This window comes from Rodentibacter pneumotropicus DSM 21403 (genome assembly GCF_000379905.1).
Classification (GTDB): Bacteria; Pseudomonadota; Gammaproteobacteria; order Enterobacterales; family Pasteurellaceae; genus Rodentibacter; species Rodentibacter pneumotropicus.
In genome coordinates this window covers 24,871-48,340 of record NZ_KB904046.1, presented here as the reverse complement: position 1 = coordinate 48,340, position 23,470 = coordinate 24,871, and the positions used below count along the sequence as shown (strand labels likewise).

Genomic DNA, 23,470 nt, shown 5'->3' with positions numbered 1-23,470 from the left:
AGCTCAAAGCCCTGTAATATCAGGGCTTTTCTATTTCATAGTGTTTCATAATAGTTTATTTTTTGTCGAATAAAATGAAATTTGTCACCACAATAAATTAAACCGACATATTTTTAACCTAAAAAAACATTTCAATAAAATATGGATAAATAGGTAGTACAGCTTACTTATAATTCTGCTTTTGATATTGTAGCAAAACGGGAAATAAGTTTACGTAGAAAGGGATTCAAACTTAGGTTAATCTGACAGGCTCGAAATTTTAAACAAGATCTATCAGATTAATTTCAGATGTGTCTGATTATTTTAGTTCAGAAATAGATACTTACATAGCTACAAAGAAAGCTCAATCTTTTAAATAAAGATTGAGCTTTACAATATTTTATTAGTTATAAGAACTAATTACCATTGATACCCCATGCTTGCTGCTGCACCAGCATCACCGCGAGAATTGGTATTCACAGAGAATTTAATTCCCACTTTGCCGTTATCCGATAAGCGTGAGTAGCCTACAGAAATTGCACCTTCACCTTTATAGGTACCAACACCTGCAGACACCATTGATTTGCCCGGTAATGTTGCATGGTATAAACCACCTGTTGCAATCGCACCTGCAATACCTGCACGGAGGTTTTTATCCAGTCTGTTCATATCATTACGGATGTCCACTGTTTCACCTTTTAACTGGTTAACATTCACGGCATCCGTACCTTTCACACCAGGTGCAACGTCAGTTATACGTTTGCTACCAGCATCAATACCTTCTTGAGTAATGCTTGGACCATTTTTCACAGAAACACCACGATTGTTTACAACGGTATTACCAGCTCTTACAGAGCCATCGTTACCAAGATCAATATCTTTTGCAAGCTGAACTTCTAAAGTACCTTTACCATCGGCCTTAACATTGATGTTACCTTTTGCGGATTTGAAGTTTTCAGATTGTAATTTAGAAACCCCTTCACCTTTCACTGTAACTTTACTGTTAAGTTTGTTGTTATTCACTACTTCATTATTACCAGTGAACTTCAAGCCGTCATCAGTAGTAGCGATCTCGTGAGTTTTATTTGGATTATCTTTTTCCACATAAACCAAACGAGTTTCACCATCTTTCCCATCAACGCCAACTTTACCATCCTGACCTTTGATAGATACGCCATTTTTGCCGTCTTTACCATTTAAGCCAATTGAGCCGTCTTTTCCGTTGATAACTACTGCCGAACCATCTTTACCGTTGACACCGATGGAACCATCGGCACCATCTTTGCCATTTGCACCTTTTTCACCCACCGTGACTTTATTTGCCGTTAAGTCTTTCGCTAAGGCGACAACAACTTTGCCGTTTTCTTCATAAGTTTTGATGTTCACTGCATCGTATTCAGTATCAGCTTTCTGACCTTTACCGACTATTTCAAGTGTTTCACCAAGATTTTTATGAATACTCTGTCCGCTTTGACCTTTGAAGTTCAAGCCTTCTCTAGCCAGTTCTTGCTTAACGTTGTGTAATTGCGAACCGTTTACAGCATCCTTAGATGTTGAACTAATTTCACCATCAGCAACATTTACAACTTTGTTACCACCGTTATCTAGCCCTTTATTGGTTAATATCACATTGGTTTTACCATTGTCAGATGCTCTGATTGTGATACCACTATCATTCATCGTTGTGTTGCCTGTGGTTACAGAAGTGAAATCAACATTATCTTTGGTTTTCACAGTATATGTCGTGCTACCATCGGCATTTTTAGTTGGTACCACTTCGATATTTTTACCTGCATCAACTTTTGTCGTTGCTTGTGCAATACCATCTTTTAACTGCTTCACATTAACTGCATCAGTATCGTCTTCACCCGCTTTCACGTTAGTGATCTTGTTACCGTCAACACTTAAATTACCGCCAGAGATCGTTGTTCCACCTGCTTTGAACTCAATTTTTTGACCATCTTTATTCGAGATAGAATCAACATTTTTCAAGTCTTTAGCCAATTGAACCTCTAAGGTACCCTTGCCATCAGCTTTAACATTAATATTGCCCACTGCTGATTCAAAGTTATCAGATGCATTTTTATCAATACCTTCACCTTTGATGGTCACAACAGAATTTAATTTATTGTTATTAACGACTTCGTTATTACCGGTAAATCTTAAACCATCGTTAAGTGTTGCCACTTCTTCAGTTTCACCATTTGATTTTTTATAAACGATACGGGTTTTAGTTTTGCCATCTTTACCGTCGTTACCAGCAAGACCAGCTTGACCTTGAACAACAGTGATTGCACCTTTCGAACCATCTTTACCGTTAATACCAATAGTTCCGTCTTTCCCATTCAAGGATATACCATCTTTACCATCGGCCCCTTTTAAGCCAATAGAGCTATCTTTACCATTGATAGAAACTCCATCCTGACCATTTTCACCTTTAACAGTAATAACACCTGATTCTTGATCATTACCAATAGTGACATCTTTATTTAAGCCGACTTGTAACTTAGCTTTGCCATTTTCATTAACAACTTTAGTGATTACACTGCCATCACCTTTTACGGTTACTGTTTCACCAAGTTTTGCTTTAGCGTCATTACCATTTTCATCCGTTAAACCAAATCCGCCGCCTTTTGATGGATCAGTAATATTGTTAATGGATTCTTTTAAATCACCAACATTAACAGCATTGTTTAATGTATCACCTTTAGCATCTGTTAAAGATACTTTATTACCATTAGCATCTTTCAAACCACTATCAATATTAACAATCTGGTTTCCGCCATTGTTCAACCCCTTGTCTGTCACGCTAACAGTTTTATTTGCAGGAGCATCTTTTGGTGTAATGGTTAAACCTCTGCCATTGATAACAGATTTACTACCTGTCATTTCATCAATGAAGTGCGCACTTGTTAAATCTTGTAGCTCTTTAGCCATTTTAAGAATTAACTTACCACCTTCATTATCAACACGTAAGTTTTTATCTGTAACATTAGCATTCGCATTTAATTTCCCTAAGATCTCTAACTCTTCATTGAGTTTTTTAGCAATAGAGTCACCTTTGTCACCTTTGAATTTTAAACCATCGTTAAGTGTTGCCACTTCTTCGGTAATGGTTTTACTCGGATCTTGCGGATCTTTGGTTTCATAAACAATACGTGTTTTGCTTTCACCATCTTTTCCGTCAACACCCGCTTTTCCATCCGCACTTTTAATAGTTAGACCATTTGCACCATCTTTACCATTTAAGCCGATTGAGCCGTCTTTACCGTTGATAACTACTGATGAACCATCTTTGCCATTCACGCCGATAGTACCGTCAATGCCATCTTTACCGTTCTCGCCTTTTTGACCCACAGTCACTTTATCTGCTGTTAAATCTTTAGCTAAACCAATAACGATCTTGCCGTCTTTAGTCATGGTTTTGATATTTGTTGCATCATATTGGTCATCTGCTTGTGCGCCTTTACCCACAATCTCAAGTTTTTCACCTAAATTTTTGTGAATATCATCACCGGACTGCGCTCCAAAATCTAAGCCTTTAACAGTAAGGTTTTTCTGAATGTTATATAACTGAGAACCATTCACTGCATCAGTAGATGTTTCAGTTACATCGCCAGCTTTAATATTGGTAATCTTATTGTCATCAACACTTACATCACCACCAGAGATGGTTGTACCACCACTTTTATTTAACACAACACTTGATTGGCCATTTGTAATAGTCTCAATATCGTTAAGGTCTTTTGATAGTTGAACACTTAACTTACCATCTTTGCTGTTCACTCCGATGTTGTCTTTTGTTAGCTTAGCTTTATCCGCGCCACCAACGATTTCTAATTGTTCATTTAGCTTTTTAGCTATAACTGTAGTGTCATCACCTTTGAATTTTAAGCCATCGTTAAGCGTTGCCACTTCTTCGGTAATAGTTTTACTCGGGTCTTTTGGATCTTTGGTTTCATAAATAATACGTGTTTTACTTTCGCCATCTTTTCCATCAACACCCGCTTTTCCATCAGTACCTTTAATAGTTAAACCATTTGCCCCATCTTTACCATTTAAGCCGATTGAGCCGTCTTTACCATTGATAACTACTGATGAACCATCTTTGCCATTCACGCCGATAGTACCGTCAATGCCATCTTTACCGTTAGCACCTTTCTCGCCAACTGTGACTTTATTTGCTGTTAAATCTTTCGCTAAAGCGACAACAACTTTTCCATTTTCAGTGATGGTTTTAATGTTAGTTGCATCATACTCGGTATCTGCTTTTTCGCCTTTACCCACAATCTCAAGTTTTTCACCTAAGTTTTTATGGATAACCGAATCGTTACCTGTTGATTGAGTGCCAAAATCTAAGCCTTTAGTGTTGATTGCATTGGTTGCATTATAAAGTTGTGAACCATTTACAGCCTCTTTAGATGTTGCACTTACATCACCATCTTTAAGGTTCGTAATTTTATTACCATCAACACTTACATCTCCGCCCTTAATGGTTACAGCCGATTTGGTAGGATCATTATTATCTTTACCAGTAAAGACAATTGATGAGTTATTTCCACCAATCGAATTAATACCGCTAAGATTTTTAGCTAGACGAACGGTTAAGTTATTAGAGCCATCGGAAATAACCCCTATGTTATTCTCTTCCGAAAGTTCGTTTCTATCCGTAATCCCACCTACAATGTTTACTTGTTCATTTAAGTGTTTTTTGATGACATTTGTACTCGCAATTGCATCGCCATAGTATTTCATACCATCATCATGCGTTGCCACTTCATGTTCTTTGCCATCTTTATCTTTGTAAACAATACGGGTAATTCCATCTTTACCATCAACGCCAGCTTTGCCTTCTTTTACAGAAATATCAGCTGATACGCCATCACTGCCATCAGCACCTTTAGGGCCAGTTAAGCCAATGTGACCAACTCCATCTTTACCAGAGATAGAAATTGCATCTTTGCCATCTTTACCGCTGATTCCGACTTTACCATCTTCACCATTTTGTCCATTAGGACCCGTGATTGTCACACCATCCTTACCATCAGCACCATTTTTGCCGTTTACAACAATCTTATCTAAATTAGTTAGGTCTTTATTCAGCGCAAAGCTATAGGTTTGATTTTCATCAGTACCACTTTGAGTGACAGTTAAATTTTTACCTGCATCCAGATTAACTACTGCGCCAGGTTTTACAGTTTTCGCTACGGAACTACCGTTTACATTGCCGGTTGCATTTGCATTCCATCCGCTGTTGTTTACGATATCAATAACTTGATGAACTGTTGCTATGCCATTTTCACCGTCTTTACCATTCTTACCATCCATTGGGGTGGTTGGAGTTGCACCTAACTTAACCTCATATTTAACAATACCATCTTTATCTACAGATACAGCGGTATAGTTACCATCTGTAAAATTCAATCCTTTTGATAAAGTAACAGTTTGGTCATTTGTGCCATTTGCTTTATAGGTTAATGGCGCATCACCAAGATTTTGCTCTGCAACAGAAACCGTATAGGTTTTCTGACCTGTTGTTTGGTCTTCACTTGGTGTTACCGTAACATTCTTGCTACCGGATTGAACAATCGAACCTAAACCGGTAATCACTTTCTTACCGTCATTAGTAATATTTTTTAAATCTGATTTTGCAATATTTGTGATTTTAGCTTCACCCGCAACATCCTTACCATCACCATCAACATAGTTCATGGTTACTGTGCCTGTGTCATCTACTTTGTATTCACCTGGTTTGATATGGCGTTCTGCTGCTTTCACCGAATCCAACTGGCTTAAGTTAACTGCATCTGTAGGATTCGTACCATTGGCTACATTTTTAATTTGGTTTCCACCATTATTCAGCCCTGAGTTTGTTAAAGATACTGTTTTAGTTGTATCAGTCGGGTTAGTAATAGTAATACCGCTATTGTTTACAGTAGTATTGGCTACTTTTATAGAACCTCTATCAGTTAAGTTAATATCTTTGTTAAGCTTAACTTCTAACTTATTGCTACCATCTGCGACAACATTAATATTGCCTGCAGCAGATTCAAAGGTTTTAGCTGTGGTTTCATTAACACCTTCACCTTGTACTTTTACTAAAGTATTCAGTTTCTGTTTATTTTCAACAGACTCATTATTACCGGTGAATCTTAGTCCATCTTCTAATGTTGCAACAGTGTGATTAGTACCTTTATCATCTTTATAAATAATACGAGTCATACCATCTTTACCGTTCGCCCCATCAGTCCCATCAACACCAACAGCGCCCTTATCGCCTTTGATAGTTAAACCATTACGACCGTTTGTACCATTCAAGCCGATTGAACCGTCTTTACCATTAATAACCACAGCCGAACCGTCTTTACCATTGATGCCGATCTTACCATCGACACCATCTTTACCTGGTGTACCCGGTTCACCTTTTTCACCAATCGCAATATCATTTGATAAAGAATAAGTATAAGTTTGGTTATTAGGATCCGTCACATCTTGTTTAACTGTTAAGTTTTTGCCGGCATCGAAATTTACGACCGCACTTGGGGCTACTTTAGTTGCTACTGATGTACCATCCAGCTCACCTGTTGATTTTGTTGCGTTAGCTAACCAACCACTGTTGTTAATTGCCTCAACTACAGTTTTCACTGTTGCAACAGTGTTTTTACCATTTACGCCATCAATACCTGCTTTACCATCTGCTCCGGTTGTAATATTACCTACGTTTACATCGTATTGAATTTTACCATTTGCCCCTACTGTTGCGGTTGTGTAGTTACCATCTGTGAAATCTAAGCCTTGTGATACTTTAACTTTTTGTGAATTCGCACCGTTAGCTTTGTATGATAGCTCTGCGTCACCTAAGTTTTGAGCTACTGCACTAACAGTATAAGTTTTTTGGCCTGTTGTAGCATCAGTTGTATTGGTTACCACTACGTTAGTGCCGGCTTCAACAACTGTACCTAATCCGGTAATGACTTTCTTACCTTCATTAGTAATATTGGTTAGGCTTTTACCCGCGGCATTATCAATTTTGTCTTTTGTATCTTTCGTTAAATCAATAGTAACATTCGTACCTGCAGCGGTTGTTGATATGTATTTAGCACTATCTCCACCTACCACATTAAATTGCAAACCACCCGTTTTAGATAGCTTTTGTTCCTCAGTTGTACCTGAATTACTGCCTAATTTGATATTGTTATCACCAATTTTGTTTACTACATTAGATACCGTTTTTAACTGATCTTCCGTAGCAGCACGACCAGATACCGGAGTTGGGTTGGTTACATTCCAATCGGTATTGGTTAAGCCTGTAATGTGACCGTCTTTACCATTTAGGCTGATTGAATTATTACCGCTAATATTTACACTACCATCCGGTCTGAACTCAACTTTACCTGAGCTATTACCGTTAGTAATTGAAGTAATATTCGCTAAAGCACCCTCAACATCTACCTTAAATGTTTTAACATCATTCACATCACGGTACGATACTTTAGTATTTTTACCATCCTCCATATTAATTGTAGCTTTCGCTAAGTTTTTGATCTTAGTTTCACCACTATTATTAATATTGGAAAGATCTTGTTTGGCAATACCCGTGATTTTTGCAGTTTCATTTGTGACTACTTTTCCGTTACCATCGGTATAAGTCATTGTTACAGAACCATCATTCTGAACAGCATATTCACCTTTTGTAATATGTTTTTCATCACCTAAATTAGCAATATTCTTGTCACCATATTTAATACGATTACCATCGAGCTTAATAGTCGTGTTATTTGTTTGATCACCAAGTTTAATTTCTTTGGTATTAACGCTATTTAAACCTTTAAGATCTTTTGCTAATTTAATTGCCAAACTGCCTTGGACCGAACTTGAGCCTGCTGTTCCAACAACACCAATATTATTATCGGATAAATTATTTTCTGCTGCACCACCGGTTACATTTAATGTCTCTCCTAATTTACGATTTACAGTTACACCTGTATTATCTCCTCGGAAATTTAAACCTTTAGCAATTTCACTTGTATTTTTAGAAATATTTTGAGTGTTATTAGCAATATTATTGGCATTATTTGTAATATTTTGGTTCGTAGCAAAAAGTTGCGAACCATTTACCGCATCCTTACTATTTGCATTAATCGTGCCATTTGAAACATTGGTAATTTTTTTACTACCAGCATCAATACCATCTTTAGCGATTTTAGGTCCATCTTTAATTGTTAAACCTTTATCATCTAAAGTTGTGTTACCGCTTGTTACTTTTGTGAAAGTAACATTTTCTTTAGTAGCAACTGTTAAACTAGCATTATTTTGAGTAATATTAATGTTATTACCTGCAATGACTTTAACAGTATCACCCATTGCAATTTTTTGTTCTTTATTGCCGCTTACTTCACCTGAACCGGTCTTATCAGTTGTAATTTTCCAACCTTGTTCAATTCGTGATGCAACAGCATACAACTGAGAACCATTAATTGCGTCAGTCGAATTGGCCTCAATATGCCCTGCTGCTACATTTTTAATTTGACGCTCTTTACCTTTTCCACCAACGCTTACAAAGCGACCAGCATCCTGAACAGAGCCACTGAAGTTGTAAGTATGTCCACCAATCGTTTTACTTGCTACCGTCTCCGTTGCATGTGATCCCGTAGTTGTAGAATTATCACCAAGAATGACCGAACCGCTCGTACCCGCACTAATATTTGCACCAATAGCAATAGTATTAGCTCCGGTTACATTAGTATTACGTCCGATTGCAATTGAATCTTTCGCACTTGCTCCTGTACCGGTCATTTCACCCAATGCAATCGATCCTGTACCTTTAGCGCCTAAATTATCATAATTACTATTTGTTTCTTTCTGTTTATTTTTATCAGCATTAACACTTACGTAGTTAGTTTGTGCGAGTTCTACCGCTTTTTTTACATTATTCAGTTTCTGATTTTTAATATCAAACTCAGGCGCTTTATAAGTGTAGCGACCGGTAGCACTATCAATGCTATAACCAATATAACCGTCTCCAGCAATAGATTTTGCTAAATTATCATTAACTTCAGATAATTGTTTAACATTTACTGCATCAGTGTCTTCACGACCCGCTGCCAAGTTAACTAAACGACGCTCTGAACCTTTATTTGCGATAGCAACAACACCGTACTCGATATCAAAATTATCATTTGTATATTTTGCATTTTTGTTTTTAATGTCTTCTTGATTAACAACAGTACCGTTACCCAAAGACAACGAGTTCTTGGCATTAGATATTGCACTCTCACCAATACTCATCGCACCTTTTTTAGTCGCTTTTGAATCCTTACCGATAGTTATTACATTTTCATGTAACGCTTGGGCATTACTACCAAAAGCAATCGCATTAGCCTCGCTTGCATTAGCATTACTACCAAATGCGACAGCATCATTCTTACGTGCTTTAGCTTCTATACCGAATGCAATAGAATTGGTTTTAGCACCTAATGAATTGTAACCAAAAGCAATAGATGAATTACCTGTTGCTCTTGAACTTGTACCAAATGCGATCGCTTTTTCTGCACTCGAAGAACCGGGTTTAGTTACTTTTTCACCTAAGTAACTATCATGTTCTGAATAAAATTCACCGGTGCTGGCCAATGAGCCAAATGCAAAGGAATCATTACCATTTGTCTTCGCTCCTGAACCTATTGCCACAGAACGATCACCATTTGATTGAGTATTACTTAAACCATCATACTGGGTTCTGTTCACATCCCCACCTCCAGGTAAACCATCAAGAGTCTTAGGTGCTACGTTACCAATCGCAATAGATTGATTACCATTTGACGTCGCGGACGCCCCAAATGCAAAACTTGCATTCCCTTTTGCATAGGCGACAGAACCGATTGCTGCAGAATAGTCACCAATCGCAGCAGATTGACGCATCACTGCAAGAGAGTTAAAACCTTTTGCTCGAGCAGCAGTACCAATTGCCGTTGAACCTACATCCTCTGCATTTGAGAATGCACCAACAGCAGTAGCTAACCCGGCTTTTGCTTGAGAATAATCACCGATTGCAATACCACTTGAGACACCATCTTTTCTAACAGCATCACTCTTATTACCAATTGCGATACCAAATGCATATTCTCCCTCATTTGAATAACGACCGGACAAGTCGCCTTTTTTATCGGCATCGTGGTAAGACTTATTACCAGGGTTTTTATAATCGTATACCCTTGTATCAGAAGCCTTATCGGCAGGTTTAGCATTTGCACTAGGATTAGCTTGTCCCGATCTTGCTACGCCAGGAATCTCAACATACGCATTAGCTACAGTAGGTGTAACCACAAATGGCAGTGTAACTACAATTGTTTTGATTAAATTGGTACTCAATGAGTCAGGCTTAGTTGAAGTAGAAGAAGAGGAAATTGCCTTGACTTTAGAAAGTTCTGAGACCGCAACCCATGTTTGAGCCGCATGATTCCAAATGACTTTAAAAATCTTATTCATATATTTGTTTGTCCTTTAAATTCAGGGTTATCTTCAGGAATGGAACCATCTGTAAAATTTCCCTATACAGCGTAAATAATCGTGGTTTATCGCTCTCTCAGACATTGGTAACTATTGGACTTGAATAAGTTTGTCCATATGTTTATCTTAGTATATGTTTGGCTACCAATAGTATAGTAGAGCGAGTCCTTCAGACTAAAATATAAACCTCTAAAATTATTGTTCATCACTAACAGAAATTTTACCTGTCACGATGTTCATTTCTTAATTTGTTGGCTTTTAGTCGTAAGTTAAATGCTCAACTACGAGCAAATTTTCAGCCTAAAGCGTATAAACCGAGTAAAAATAGCTTTACCTTTGCTAAAAAATCATGCACAAAATGCCACACCGAATACCCTTTGATATAACGGCGCAGCAAACTCATCTCCAAAACAGTAAAGTTATATACGTTTACCCATTTCTAGATCGATTTTGTCGATATTTTTAGCCTGAGGTTTAGCCCACAAAATTTAGTTATCTTTTCACCACAATATTCCCATGGCTCTCCTCCCCCCTAAAAACATCGTTATCGTTTTAAATGGCTCGGCAATATCCACCGGATTTGGCTTCAAAATTACTATTTGTGATTGATAAAACTCCCAATGCAAGAGCAATAGCTATTTTTCATTAAATCTCCTAATGTAAGGTTATGAATCAACGAAAAATCATTGGTTGAGTTAAATTATAATATTACAACCTCAAGACAATCAACTATTTTTAAAAAATAATAAAAAATATCAATCATTGAGTAACTTGAAATCATATTGTCACAAAAAATGGAAATAATACTGATTTCATACAATGAGAGATAACATGGCAAGATTTACCGCAGCGGAAACAGATATCGCTATCGGCAAAAGGATTCAACTTCGCCGTAAGGAACTGGGCATCAGCGCTGAAGTATTAGCTGAAAAAATCGGCGTATCACAACAACAATTTTCCCGTTATGAACGAGGAGCAACCAAAATGAATGTGAATCATTTGGTGGATATAGCTATTATTTTAGATACCCCCATTGATTGGTTTTTCAGTGATAGCAAAACCTTCAACCTAGACAACAAACAGCTCTACGTTCCCATACATAATGATGCCTTACGTTTTCGTCTTGACTACCATTGGCAACAAATGAATAGTGAACAAAAACGAGCTTTGATCAACTGGCTTGATGCTATTTCCAGAGAACAATAAAACAAACGCTAAAAGTGCGCAGTACAATGATTTTCTACTCCCTGAATTTTGAAAGGATAGCAAAGCGAGTATTAAAGACCGTACGGCAGAAGAATAAATAGGAATTATAAAAAAAGTGCGGTTGATAACCCGCACTTTTTCTGAAAAAACACTAAAATAACTCTATCAACCACTTTCATCTAATTTCACACAACCCTGCTACGAATATTTCCATCAGCGACTTTTGTCGTGATCTCATCCCCGGGTTTAACGTCATTCATACTTGTGATTGCTTTTCCTTGCACTGTTGTTGCAATGGAATAACCGCGAGCCAAAACTTTCAACGGGCTCAATCCATCTAGTTTTCCACATAATGTCGCAAGCCTGTTTTGTCGCTCTGTTAATTGACGGTTTGCACTAAAATGTAATCGCCCTTGTAATTGCACTAATTGTTGTTGATGACGCTGGATACAGTAAGGTAAGGGATTTTGAGCCAAACGAAGGGAAAGTGCGGTCAATTTTTGCTGTATTTTTTCCAGCTGACGCAGCATCGCAAATTGTAAACGCTGTGCAAGTTGTTCATTCTTCGTTTGCTGAATATGCAATTGATTCTGTGGATGCTGATTTTGCAACCGAAATATAAGCTGTTTTAATCCTTGGCTTTTTTCGCTAAATAAGCGATCGAAAGCCATATCTAAACGCTGTTGCTGATGGCGGAGTTGTAGTAGTAGTTCCTCTTGGTTTCTGCTGACTAATTCTGCCGCTGCAGAAGGCGTAGGCGCTCGAAGATCAGCAACAAAATCCGCAATGGTGACATCCGTTTCATGGCCTACGGCACTAATAATCGGCAGCGTGGAGCAAAAAATTGCACGAGCAACAGATTCCTCGTTAAAACACCACAGGTCCTCTAACGAACCACCACCCCGCCCCACAATCAACACGTCCACTTCTTGCCGTGCATTTGCCAGTTCGATCATCTGTACAATCTCAGCCACAGCCTCTTTGCCTTGTACAGCCGTAGGATAAATCACCACTTTTAAACTTGGATCTCTACGTGCCAAAATATGCAAAATATCTTGCAATGCCGCACCGGTAGATGAAGTAATCACCCCCACGGCTTTACTAAAGTGCGGTAAATTTTTCTTGAGATTTTGGGCAAAGAGTCCCTCTGCTGCCAGCTTCATTTTCAGAGCTTCAAATTGCTGTTGCAACAGGCCTTCACCTGCCGGGTGCATAGAATCAATAATAATCTGATAATCACCACGCGGCTCGTATAAGCTCACATTAGCCCGCACCAATACCTGCATACCATTCTGCGGACGAAACGCCACACGCAAATTTTTCATCCGAAACATAGCACAACGCACCTGCGCATTTTCATCTTTTAAGGTGAGATACCAATGCCCCGATACCGGTTGGGTAAAATTAGAAATTTCCCCCATCAGCCAAATCTGGGAAAAATGGCTTTCCAACATTTGGCGTGTCGCATTGTTGAGTTGAGATACGGAATAAATATTCTCAGACATATTCATCTAACAACACCCAGCCATCGTCCAGCCAGTTACAAATTGAATCTAACAATAATTCCATCGCTGTTTCCGGATCTTCTGTTTCATTCGTTAAATCCATTAAAAATGCCCAATCTAAGGATTCACCATCTGCTAAGCGCTTCAAGACTTCCGTTTCAATCAAATTTAATTCGTCTAACCATTCACCATTAGCATAAATGCGAAGGGGATTTTCCGTATAAAGCAACTTGCAATTGTTATCCTGACAAAGTAACGCTCCCTCTTCTAAATCGGCACGCACCTCCTCCGGATCACTCATTTCTTCAGACACCAAGAGTTCATAACGGCGTGAGCTCACCGCTGTTGCCACCGCTTGTTTGAATAATTTATCAAAGGCTTCAGAATGGGCAAGTTTATCCAGTAGTTGTTGCTTCATCACCTGAATGTTTTCATCGGCAAGTTTTCCTGTACGCTGCGCTGATTGCGTCAAGCGAAGCGGTAAATCAAATTCGCTTAAATTCAAATCCGGATCTTGATGACAAAAACCTTTACTAATGCCATCAATTAAATGGGTCAAATTCGGATAACGCAAACCAAAAGAGAAGGTCAAACAATCCTCCTCCGCTACGCCATAATGCGCCATTCTTGCCGGTATATAAAGAATATCGCCCGGATTCATCACTTCATCAATCACCAAATCCCCCATATCGTCAAAAATACGAATAGGCTGATTCGGTTTAAATTCAGTGCTTGAATCACACCATTTTCCCAGTTGCCAACGGCGGCGACCATAGCCTTGCACCAGAAACACGTCATATTCGTCATAATGTTTGCCCACCGAGCCACCCTTTGGCGCATAAGACACCATAATGTCATCTCGTTGCCATTGGGGAATAAAGCCAAATTTGCTCCAAAGCTGCCCCAATTCCGGCGACCATTGTTCCAAATTTTGCACCAGCACCGACCATTTTTCCGGCAAATTTTTGAAATCTTTTTCCGTCAATGGGCTAAAAAACACCTTCCAATCATCACTTGAAAAGGTTTTCACCAAACGTGCCGTGGCATCTTCATTTTGCGCCAACTCAATAATATCTTGCGGTTCAAACTGTCCCACGATTTCAGGCAAACCGTTGCGGATAATCAGCGGCTTTTTCTGCCAATAATCCCGCAAGAAAATTTCAGGGGTAATATGCTCGGGTAAGCAAAAATCGGCTTGGGCAAGTGCGGTCATTTTTGGGCTCCTTTTTCTTTATTAGTTTGAGCGGCTTGTTCTGCTGCGCGTTTACGGCGGATTTCTTTCGGATCGGCCAATAACGGACGATAAATTTCAATCCGATCACCTTCTTTCAATATATCGGTTAATTTTGCCGGACGGCTAAAAATCCCGACTTTATTTTCACGCAAGTCAATGTCGGTAAATTGTTGCAAAATACCGGATTGTAAAATGGCAGTTTGCACCATCGTGCCTTCTTCTACCTGAAAAGTTTTTAAATAATAGCGTTCCGGCAAGGCATAGGCGATTTCAATATTAATCTGGCTCATCAATGATTTCTTCATCTAAAAATTTTTTGGGCTATTATAGCGGAAAAGACCGGTCACAAAAAACAACGTTTTTTGAATGTTGGCTTTGCCCCGATAGGGATGAACAAATGAGTAAGCGAGTTTGTGAATAATTTTAACGATAAAATAAGGGAATAAAATGAATTAGATATTTTTTGCCGTAGGTTCGGCATTTTTTGCAGGACTCACTGCTATTTTAGGCAAACTTGGCGTGGAAGGAATGAACAGCAATCTTGCTACTTTTATACGCACCATTGTAGTATTACTCGTCACCGCCGGTATTATTTCCGCCCGTAATGAACGGCAATTGCCACAACATATCGCCACAAAGCCTTTCACGTTCTTAGTGTTATCCGGTATCGCAACGGGGTTATCTTGGTTATGTTATTACCGTGCATTGCAACTCGCCCCCACCTCTTGGGTTGCATCTATCGATAAACTGAGTGTTGTCATCGCCATTATTTTAGGCGTTGTCATCTTAGGCGAACCCTTGAGTTTGAAACTCATCATAGGAGGCCTCTTGATTTTAGCGGGCGTCCTTGTACTGGCGTTATAGATTGAGAATTTACCTGCATTTCGCTACAATACACCACTATTTTTTAATCATTACACAATATGTCTGAAATAAAACTCATCGTCGGACTTGGCAATACCGGGGATAAATATGCCGAGACACGCCATAATGCTGGAGAATGGTTGGTAGAACGTTTAGCACATCGTTTCAATACCACACTTAATCCTGAAAACAAATTCTTCGGTAAAACTGCCCGCACTTTAGTCAATGGAAAAGAAGTCCGCTTGCTTGTACCCACTACCTTTATGAATTTGAGCGGTAAAGCAGTGGCTGCCTTGAGAGGATTTTATCGTATTCAACCGGAAGAAATACTGGTGATTCACGATGAACTGGATTTACCGCCCGGAGCCGCAAAACTTAAATTGGGCGGCGGACACGGTGGACATAACGGCTTGAAAGACATTGTGGCAAAACTGGGAAATAACAACAATTTCTACCGTTTACGCTTAGGCATCGGTCATCCGGGGCATCGGGATTTGGTTGCCGGTTATGTGCTTAACAAACCCTCACCGACCGATCGTCAAGCCCTTGAAAAAGCCCTTGATGAAGCCACAGATTGCGTGGAGATGATTTTTAAAGACGGCATGGTGAAAGCCACCAACCGTTTAAATAGTTTTAAAATTTAAAAGTGCGGTCATTTTCGCAACTTTTTTGATTCAATATAAGGAAAAATTATGGGATTCAAATGTGGTATCGTAGGTTTACCAAACGTCGGTAAATCGACCCTTTTTAACGCGCTCACCAAGGCCGGCATTGAGGCGGCAAATTATCCGTTCTGTACTATCGAACCTAACACCGGTGTTGTACCGATGCCGGATCCCCGCCTTGATGCCCTTGCGGAAATCGTTAAACCGGAACGTGTGCTTCCAACAACGATGGAATTTGTGGATATCGCAGGTTTAGTGGCGGGTGCCAGTAAAGGCGAAGGATTAGGCAATAAATTCTTAGCCAATATTCGTGAAACCGATGCTATCGGTCATGTTGTTCGCTGTTTTGAAAATGACGATATTGTTCACGTGGCGGGAAAAATCGATCCGTTAAATGATATTGAAACCATCAATACCGAGCTTGCTCTTGCCGATTTGGATAGTTGCGAGCGTGCCATTCAACGTTTACAAAAACGTGCCAAAGGTGGCGATAAAGAAGCGAAATTTGAACTTTCTGTCATGGAAAAAATCCTTCCTGTTCTTTCTGAAGCGGGAATGATTCGTTCTGTTCCCCTTGATAAAGAAGAACTCCATGCGATTAAAAGCTATAACTTCCTCACCCTAAAACCAACCATGTATATCGCCAACGTCAATGAAGACGGTTTTGAAAACAATCCGTATCTTGACAAAGTTCGTGAGTTTGCCGAAAAAGAAGGCTCGGTGGTTGTGCCTGTTTGTGCTGCCATTGAAGCAGAAATTGCGGAATTGGAAGATGAAGAAAAAACGGAATTTTTACAAGATTTGGGGATTGAAGAACCGGGCTTGAACCGAGTGATTCGTGCCGGATACGCCTTGTTAAATCTTCAAACTTACTTCACCGCAGGCGTAAAAGAAGTGCGAGCTTGGACGGTTTCCGTAGGCGCGACCGCACCAAAAGCCGCTGCCGTTATTCACACGGATTTCGAAAAAGGCTTTATCCGTGCCGAAGTTATCGCCTATGAAGATTTTATCCAATTCAAAGGGGAAAATGGCGCAAAAGAAGCGGGAAAATGGCGTTTAGAAGGGAAAGATTATATTGTGCAAGACGGCGATGTGATGCACTTCCGTTTCAATGTATAAACCTAATTCAATACGACCGCACGTTAAAGTGCGGTCTTTTTTATAAATTTTGAGGAATATTATGTCTATAAAATACCGCCCGGAAATTGATGGTTTACGTGCAATTGCTGTTATTTCCGTCATTATTTTCCACTTAAACGAAACTTGGCTTCCCGGTGGTTTTCTTGGAGTGGATATTTTCTTTGTCATTTCAGGTTTCTTAATTACCAGTATTATTCTAAGAGAAGCAGAAGAAAATCGCTTTACTTTCAAAAATTTTTACACTCGAAGAATTAAACGAATCTATCCAGCCTTTATCACTGTCATGGCATTGGTTTCTTTCGTTGCATCAGCTATTTTTATTTATAAAGATTTCAATCAATTAAGAAAAACCATTGAATTAGCGACTGTTTTTTCATCTAATTTCCATCTTGGATTGACACAAGGCTATTTTGATTTAAGCGCTAATGAAAATCCGGTATTACATATTTGGTCATTAGCAGTTGAAGAACAGTATTATTTAATCTTCCCACTATTACTCATTTTTCCCTATAAAAAGCTTAGAAATATAAAAGCTTTACTTTATATTACATTACTGCTATTTTTTATACTCACTTTAACATCATTTGTTCCACTTAATTTCTATAAGAATGCTTTATATCAACCGAACATTTACTATTTATCAACCCTACGTTTCCCAGAATTGTTAATTGGTTCAATTTTAGCCATTTATAATAAATTAACAAATCAGCAAAGCAACAAATCAGTAAGCAATATTATTGCTATTTCAAGTTCGATTTTATTATTTTCTTGTTTATTTTTAATACATAAAAATATGAACTTTATCCCAGGCATTACATTGCTTCTTCCTTGTTTATTATCTGCACTTATTATTTATAGCACGACACAGCAGAATATTATAAAAGCTTGCTTATCAAGTAAATCCTTTGTCTTTATTGGAAAAATATCTTATTCACTATATTTGTATCATTGGATATTTATTGCGTTTACCTATTACATTACAGGAGAACAAACATTAAACAATGCTCAAATCTTAGGGATTATAGTGCTTACCGTTATTTTTTCTATTGTAAGCTATTACATTATTGAGCAACCAATTAGAAAATCTAAACTCACATTTAAAAAAGCATTTTTCTATTTATATCTCACCCCATCTATTTTATTAATCGGATACAATATTTATGCAAAAGGGAAATTAAAGAATGAAAAAGAGCATATTGGACAAGATATTTCAAATGTTGATTTAGAAATAGATATACCGGCTAAAATATTAACAATTGGTGATTCCCATGCGGGACATCTTGACTATTTTCTTAAATATGTCGGAAAACAAGAAGGGTGGAAATCAGATATTTTAAATTTGGGACCAGAATGTCAGGTAATGGTCAATGAGGTTTCTCAAGTTATACCAGAATGTCAATCCCTGTGGGATAAGATAGCAAAATATGATGTCATATTTATTTCTGAATTCTATGATCTAAGAATGGTGGGGCAGCCCGTGCCACGGTTTGAAGCTCAATCTTATATTGTTCCTAATTTTCAACAGCGCTTTAAAAGTATGGTGAAAAAACTTTCGGAATCAAAACCAGTTTATGTGTTTGCAAACAACAGTTCTATTACTCGCCCTCCTATTCGCGGTTACTTATTGGAAAAATATGGTCTTGAAAAATATTTACAGCCTATTCATAGAATGGGCAATATTGACGCAAGTAATAAAATTATTCGTGATTTAGTTAAAGATATTCCGAATGTTTATTGGGTGGATGCCCAGCAATATTTGCCAAAAGATAGTGTTATGGCGGAAGGTAAATATCTCTATGGTGATCAAGATCACTTAACAAATTTTGGTGCCTACTACATGGGACGAGAGTTTAATAAACACCAAAGAATTTTCACGAGAGAGCAAGTAAAAAATTTATACAAATAGTCTGGAGCTATGAATCCTATTTATTCAGGAATAACACTATGTCAAACATCATCATTTTAGACGGTGGTATGGGGCGTGAGTTGGCGCGCCGTAAAGCGCCTTTTCAGCAGCCTGAATGGTCGGCACTTGCCCTCTATCAACAACCTAGTGCGGTTCAATCCGTGCATGAGGATTTTATAAAAAGCGGCGCACAAGTGATTACCACCAACAGTTACGCCGTTGTGCCCTTTCATATTGGAGAACAACGTTTTCAGGCTGATGGAAAAATGTTGGCGGATCTTGCCGGGCTTTTAGCCCAAAGTGCGGTTGAAAATTCGGGTGTTTCTCATGTAAAAATTGCCGGCTCGATTCCTCCATTATTCGGCTCTTACCGTTTCGATTTGTACCAGCCTCATCGGGTGCAAGAGGTGGCTCAACCGCTCATTGATGGGCTTTCGCCTTATGTGAATTTTTGGCTATGCGAAACCCAAAGTTCGGCGACCGAACCTCAAGCCATTAAACCTTTGCTACCAAAAGATGATCGCCCACTCTGGGTTTCTTTCACTTTACAAGACGATGAACCTACTGATGTTCCTCGCTTACGCTCCGGAGAAACCGTGCAAAGTGCGGTTGAAAAAATGATTGAATTAGGCGTAGAAGCCATTTTATTTAACTGCTGCCAACCGGAAGTGATTCAACAAGCGTTACTCGTCACACAGGATACGTTGAAAACCCATAATGCAACAAACATTCGTATCGGCGCTTATGCCAATGCCTTCCCACCACAACCTAAAGATGCCACAGCAAATGACGGGCTTGATGAAATCCGACAGGATCTCAATCCACAACAATATCTCCTCTGGACGGAAAAATGGGTTGAAAACGGTGCGACCATTATTGGCGGTTGCTGTGGCATTGGTCCCGAGCATATCCAGGCATTAGCGGAAAAATTTGGCTAGGCTTTTATCAATGAACCTCAACCATAAAATAAGATAAATTCAACAAATTATGCAAACGATCAACCAAATCAAAACGGCGATTGTCAATGATCCTCAAAATCAAGATTTCACCGCTCGCCATATCGAACCGCTTTTTGCTGCCCCTCGCATGGCACGTATTAACATTGTCGGTCAGGCTCCCGGTTTAAAAGCGGAACAAACCCGTCTTTATTGGAACGACAAAAGCGGGGATCGCTTACGTGAATGGCTGGGGGTTGATCGTGATATGTTCTACCATTCAGGGCTGTTTGCTGTGATCCCCATGGATTTTTATTATCCAGGAAAAGGCAAATCAGGCGATTTACCGCCACGCAAAGGCTTTGCGGAAAAATGGCATCCTCCAATTTTAGCCACGTTGCCAAATATCAAACTTACGATGTTGATCGGGCAATACGCACAAAAATATTATTTACCACAAAATACATTAAATGTGACGGAAACGGTGAAAAACTACCGTGAATTTCTACCGCACTTTTTTCCCTTAGTTCACCCTTCACCACGCAATCAACTTTGGCTACAAAAAAATCCTTGGTTTGAACAAGAGGTGATCCCAACATTACAACAATATGTGAAAACTATTTTATCCGTTTAATTTTTTATCATTTTTTAGGAAAGCATTATGTCAAATAAAAAAATCGGCTTACTCTCTCTGACAGCATTAGTATTGAGTTCAATGATTGGCTCGGGTATTTTCAGCCTGCCACAAAATATGGCGGAAGTAGCTGGGGCGGAAGCGCTCATTATTGGCTGGGCGATCACCGGTATCGGGATTATTTTCCTCGGACTCTCCTTCCTTTTCATTTCCCGGCTTCGCCCTGACTTAGACGGTGGCATTTACACCTATGCACGAGAAGGCTTTGGAGAACTCATAGGATTTATGTCTGCTTGGGGTTATTGGCTCTGCGCCACTATCGGTATTGTGGGTTATTTAGTGGTCGCCTTTGAAGGCATCGGTACTTTTACCGATAGCCAAAGTGCGGTCATTTTTGGACAAGGAAATACCATCGCTTCATTTATTGGATCTTCTATTGTTGTTTGGCTGGTGCATATTTTAATCGCCAAAGGAGTAAAAGAAGCGGCAACCGTGAACCTTATTGCCACCTTTATGAAAGTTTTTCCTCTGATCCTATTTATCTTACTCTCTCTTTGGTATTTCAACCCTGAAACATTTAGCCATGATGCGAAAGCAATCGTATTAAATAAAGGTATATCCGACCAAGTAAAAAACACCATGTTAATTACTCTTTGGGTCTTTACCGGTGTGGAAGGTGCTGCGGTATTATCCGCCCACGCGAAAAAACGTTCCGATGTCGGGCTTGCCACCGTATTAGGCATTTTGATTGCCCTTGCTCTTTATATCGCGATCACCGTGCTTTCATTAGGGATTTTACCCCGTGAAACCATTGCGATGATGCCGAATCCCTCCATGGCTAGACTACTCGAACATATGATTGGCGGCACAGGTAAAATCATTATTACCGCCTGTTTAATTGTGTCCGTTCTGGCTTCTTACATCAGCTGGACAATGTTCTCTGCCGAAGTACCTTATCGTGGTGCAAAAAATGGTGCTTTCCCCAAAATTTTAGACAAACTCAACAAAAACAATACGCCAATTAATTCACTTTGGTTTACCGGATTTATCGTACAACTTTGTTTGTTATTGGTTTTGCTGACCGGAAAAAGCTATAACACCTTATTATTAATTTCCACCTCAATGATTTTAGTGCCTTATTTTTTAATTGGTGCGTATTTATTGAAACTCTCTATTCAGCAAAATGCCCCTTGGTATGTTAAACTCACCGGCTTTATGGCATCTCTCTATGGCTTATGGATTTTATACGCCTCAGGACTGAATTATTTGCTGCTTTCCGTTCTGCTTTATGTACCGGGAATCGGGTTATTTTTATATTCTCGCTATCAACACCAAGGCGGAAAATTCAATCTAAACATATGGGAAAAATTAGTACTCATCATCATTGCATATCTCTTTATTCAAGCAGTTCATAGTGCTTTCACCCCTTTCTCGCTCTTGAGTGGGATTAGGTAATTCATCAAGTGCGGTCAAAAATCAGCATAATTTTAACCGCACTTTCATTCCAAAAAAGCAAACGTTTTCCTTTATAGCACTTTAGCGTATAATTCGCGCTTTCTTTTACATAAGGACCCAAAAATATGAATAATCAACTCCTCTACTCCGTTGAAGATAAACCGCCTTTCGGGTTGAGTTTATTGCTTGCCGCACAACATTTATTAGCGGCACTTGGGGGAATTATCGCCGTACCATTGGTGATCGGTAATGTTTTAAAATTACCCACCGCAGATACTATCACATTGGTGAATGCGGCATTGCTAATTTCCGGTGTGGTAACGGTGATTCAGTGTCGTGGGCTAGGTCCAATAGGTATTCGTTTACCCAGTGTGATGGGAACCAGTTTTACCTTTGTCGCCGCTGCACTGGCGATTGGTTTCAGTGATTACGGTGTCGCCGGGATTTTAGGTGCGTCTTTAGTCGGATCTTTCGTGATGATTATCGGCAGCTTTTTTATGCCCTATATTCGTAAACTTTTTCCACCCGTTGTGACCGGCACTGTCGTGATGATGATCGGCTTAAGTTTAATTCCTGTTGCAGTGGATTGGTTTGCCGGCGGTCAACGTGGCGATGCTCAGTATGCCACACCGGAAAATTTGATGATGGCAAGTTTTGTATTGGTTATTGTTGTCGCCTTGGTTCAATGGGGAAAAGGCATTTTCTCTGCCGCCGCTATTGTAATTGGGATGATGACCGGTTACGTTCTCTGTCTCATTTTAGGTTGGGTTAATTTTGACGGTGTGGCAAACGCCCAAACCTTCGCAGTTCCTCAACCGCTTCACTTTGGACTTGCGTTCCCCATTTCAGGTATTATCGGGATGTCCATTGCTTATTTGGTCACAATCGTTGAATCTAGCGGTAATTTCCTAGCACTGGGTAATGCCACCAATACTGAAATTACCGGTAAACATTTACGAGGCGGTGTACTGGCTGACGGTTTAGGTTCAGCATTAGCGGCGATTATGTCCACCACGCCCTTTTCTTCTTTCTCACAAAATATCGGTGTGATCTCTTTAACCGGAGTTGCCAGCCGTCATGTGGTCGCATTAACCGGCGTGCTATTGGCATTAGCAGGATTATTCCCTGTATTTGGCGCATTAATCGTCTCAATTCCATTACCTGTACTCGGCGGTGCGGGTTTAATGATGTTTGCCATGATTATTGCCGCTGGGATTCAGATGTTAGATAAAGTGGAACGCAGCAAACGCAACGGATTAATTATTGCTATTTCGATCGGTTGCGGCCTAGCCGTCACCACTCGTCCGGAACTACTTGATAAGCTCCCGCACTTTTTCAAAGAAGTACTAGGCTCAGGCATTACTGTGGGATCATTATTGGCATTGATATTAAATTTAATCTTGCCAGAAGATAAAGAAATCACAAAGGAATAATGAGAGAA

Annotated in this window: 13 protein-coding genes; 9 read left to right on the top strand and 4 right to left on the bottom strand. The window is 39.3% G+C overall.

Annotated elements, in window-relative coordinates:
* Positions 1 to 399: 399 nt before the first annotated feature.
* Positions 400 to 10,464 carry a YadA-like family protein gene (locus A3GE_RS11080; protein WP_018356079.1) on the bottom strand — a complete coding sequence of 3,355 codons (10,065 nt, stop codon included), beginning with the start codon at positions 10,462 to 10,464 and terminating at the stop codon, positions 400 to 402.
* An 852-nt stretch (positions 10,465 to 11,316) separates the two neighbouring features.
* Here A3GE_RS11080 and A3GE_RS0104470 point away from each other — a divergent pair.
* Positions 11,317 to 11,691: a helix-turn-helix domain-containing protein gene (locus tag A3GE_RS0104470; protein WP_018356078.1), complete on the top strand. Its 375-nt coding sequence runs from the start codon at positions 11,317 to 11,319 to the stop codon at positions 11,689 to 11,691.
* Positions 11,692 to 11,876: 185 nt separating this feature from the next.
* Here the strand turns inward: A3GE_RS0104470 and xseA are convergent, their stop codons facing one another.
* The 3 genes from xseA to A3GE_RS0104455 are packed head-to-tail and all read right to left on the bottom strand — an operon-like array spanning position 11,877 to position 14,720.
* Positions 11,877 to 13,196, bottom strand: a complete 1,320-nt coding sequence (xseA, locus tag A3GE_RS0104465; RefSeq protein WP_026215393.1) for an exodeoxyribonuclease VII large subunit — start codon at positions 13,194 to 13,196, stop codon at positions 11,877 to 11,879.
* A complete protein-coding gene (locus tag A3GE_RS0104460) occupies positions 13,189 to 14,409 on the bottom strand; it encodes a ribosomal protein uL16 3-hydroxylase (RefSeq protein WP_018356076.1) in 1,221 nt (406 codons plus the stop codon). The genes xseA and A3GE_RS0104460 overlap by 8 nt, the downstream gene beginning before the upstream one ends.
* Positions 14,406 to 14,720, bottom strand: coding sequence for an RnfH family protein (locus A3GE_RS0104455; RefSeq protein WP_018356075.1), 315 nt, complete (start codon positions 14,718 to 14,720; stop codon positions 14,406 to 14,408). Before A3GE_RS0104455 ends, A3GE_RS0104460 begins: the two co-directional genes overlap by 4 nt.
* Before the next feature lie 166 nt (positions 14,721 to 14,886).
* On the opposite strand from A3GE_RS0104455, the gene A3GE_RS11445 reads away from it, so the two are divergent.
* The 8 genes from A3GE_RS11445 to A3GE_RS0104410 all read left to right on the top strand — a co-directional run bounded on the left by A3GE_RS11445 (position 14,887) and on the right by A3GE_RS0104410 (position 23,462).
* Entirely contained in the window at positions 14,887 to 15,294 is a 408-nt protein-coding gene (locus A3GE_RS11445; protein WP_200873125.1) for an EamA family transporter, read from the top strand.
* Positions 15,295 to 15,353: 59 nt separating this feature from the next.
* Positions 15,354 to 15,938, top strand: coding sequence for an aminoacyl-tRNA hydrolase (gene pth / locus A3GE_RS0104445; protein ID WP_018356073.1), 585 nt, complete (start codon positions 15,354 to 15,356; stop codon positions 15,936 to 15,938).
* A 48-nt stretch (positions 15,939 to 15,986) separates the two neighbouring features.
* A complete protein-coding gene (gene ychF / locus A3GE_RS0104440) occupies positions 15,987 to 17,078 on the top strand; it encodes a redox-regulated ATPase YchF (RefSeq protein WP_018356072.1) in 1,092 nt (363 codons plus the stop codon).
* 58 nt (positions 17,079 to 17,136) lie between these two features.
* Positions 17,137 to 19,005 carry an acyltransferase family protein gene (locus A3GE_RS0104435; RefSeq protein WP_026215392.1) on the top strand — a complete coding sequence of 623 codons (1,869 nt, stop codon included), beginning with the start codon at positions 17,137 to 17,139 and terminating at the stop codon, positions 19,003 to 19,005.
* 38 nt (positions 19,006 to 19,043) lie between these two features.
* Complete coding sequence (locus tag A3GE_RS0104430) at positions 19,044 to 19,943, top strand: homocysteine S-methyltransferase family protein (RefSeq protein WP_018356070.1); 900 nt, start codon at positions 19,044 to 19,046, stop codon at positions 19,941 to 19,943.
* A 49-nt stretch (positions 19,944 to 19,992) separates the two neighbouring features.
* Positions 19,993 to 20,574, top strand: a complete 582-nt coding sequence (locus tag A3GE_RS0104425; protein WP_018356069.1) for a uracil-DNA glycosylase family protein — start codon at positions 19,993 to 19,995, stop codon at positions 20,572 to 20,574.
* Between the two features lie 27 nt (positions 20,575 to 20,601).
* Entirely contained in the window at positions 20,602 to 22,029 is a 1,428-nt protein-coding gene (locus A3GE_RS0104420; protein ID WP_018356068.1) for a basic amino acid/polyamine antiporter, read from the top strand.
* A 125-nt stretch (positions 22,030 to 22,154) separates the two neighbouring features.
* On the top strand, positions 22,155 to 23,462 hold the full coding sequence (locus A3GE_RS0104410) for a nucleobase:cation symporter-2 family protein (RefSeq protein ID WP_018356066.1): 1,308 nt from the start codon (positions 22,155 to 22,157) through the stop codon (positions 23,460 to 23,462).
* The last annotated feature ends 8 nt before the right edge of the window (positions 23,463 to 23,470 follow it).

What these genes read in the sequence shown, in the direction of transcription:
- A3GE_RS0104460 (WP_018356076.1), bottom strand. Translation starts at nt 14,409, where the DNA reads ATGACCGCACTTGCCCAAGCCGATTTTTGCTTACCCGAGCATATTACC.
- A3GE_RS0104455 (WP_018356075.1), bottom strand. Translation starts at nt 14,720, where the DNA reads ATGAGCCAGATTAATATTGAAATCGCCTATGCCTTGCCGGAACGCTAT.
- A3GE_RS0104470 (WP_018356078.1), top strand. Translation starts at nt 11,317, where the DNA reads ATGGCAAGATTTACCGCAGCGGAAACAGATATCGCTATCGGCAAAAGG.
- A3GE_RS0104430 (WP_018356070.1), top strand. Translation starts at nt 19,044, where the DNA reads ATGTCAAACATCATCATTTTAGACGGTGGTATGGGGCGTGAGTTGGCG.
- xseA (WP_026215393.1), bottom strand. Translation starts at nt 13,196, where the DNA reads ATGTCTGAGAATATTTATTCCGTATCTCAACTCAACAATGCGACACGC.
- pth (WP_018356073.1), top strand. Translation starts at nt 15,354, where the DNA reads ATGTCTGAAATAAAACTCATCGTCGGACTTGGCAATACCGGGGATAAA.
- A3GE_RS11080 (WP_018356079.1), bottom strand. Translation starts at nt 10,464, where the DNA reads ATGAATAAGATTTTTAAAGTCATTTGGAATCATGCGGCTCAAACATGG.
- ychF (WP_018356072.1), top strand. Translation starts at nt 15,987, where the DNA reads ATGGGATTCAAATGTGGTATCGTAGGTTTACCAAACGTCGGTAAATCG.
- A3GE_RS0104420 (WP_018356068.1), top strand. Translation starts at nt 20,602, where the DNA reads ATGTCAAATAAAAAAATCGGCTTACTCTCTCTGACAGCATTAGTATTG.
- A3GE_RS0104425 (WP_018356069.1), top strand. Translation starts at nt 19,993, where the DNA reads ATGCAAACGATCAACCAAATCAAAACGGCGATTGTCAATGATCCTCAA.
- A3GE_RS0104410 (WP_018356066.1), top strand. Translation starts at nt 22,155, where the DNA reads ATGAATAATCAACTCCTCTACTCCGTTGAAGATAAACCGCCTTTCGGG.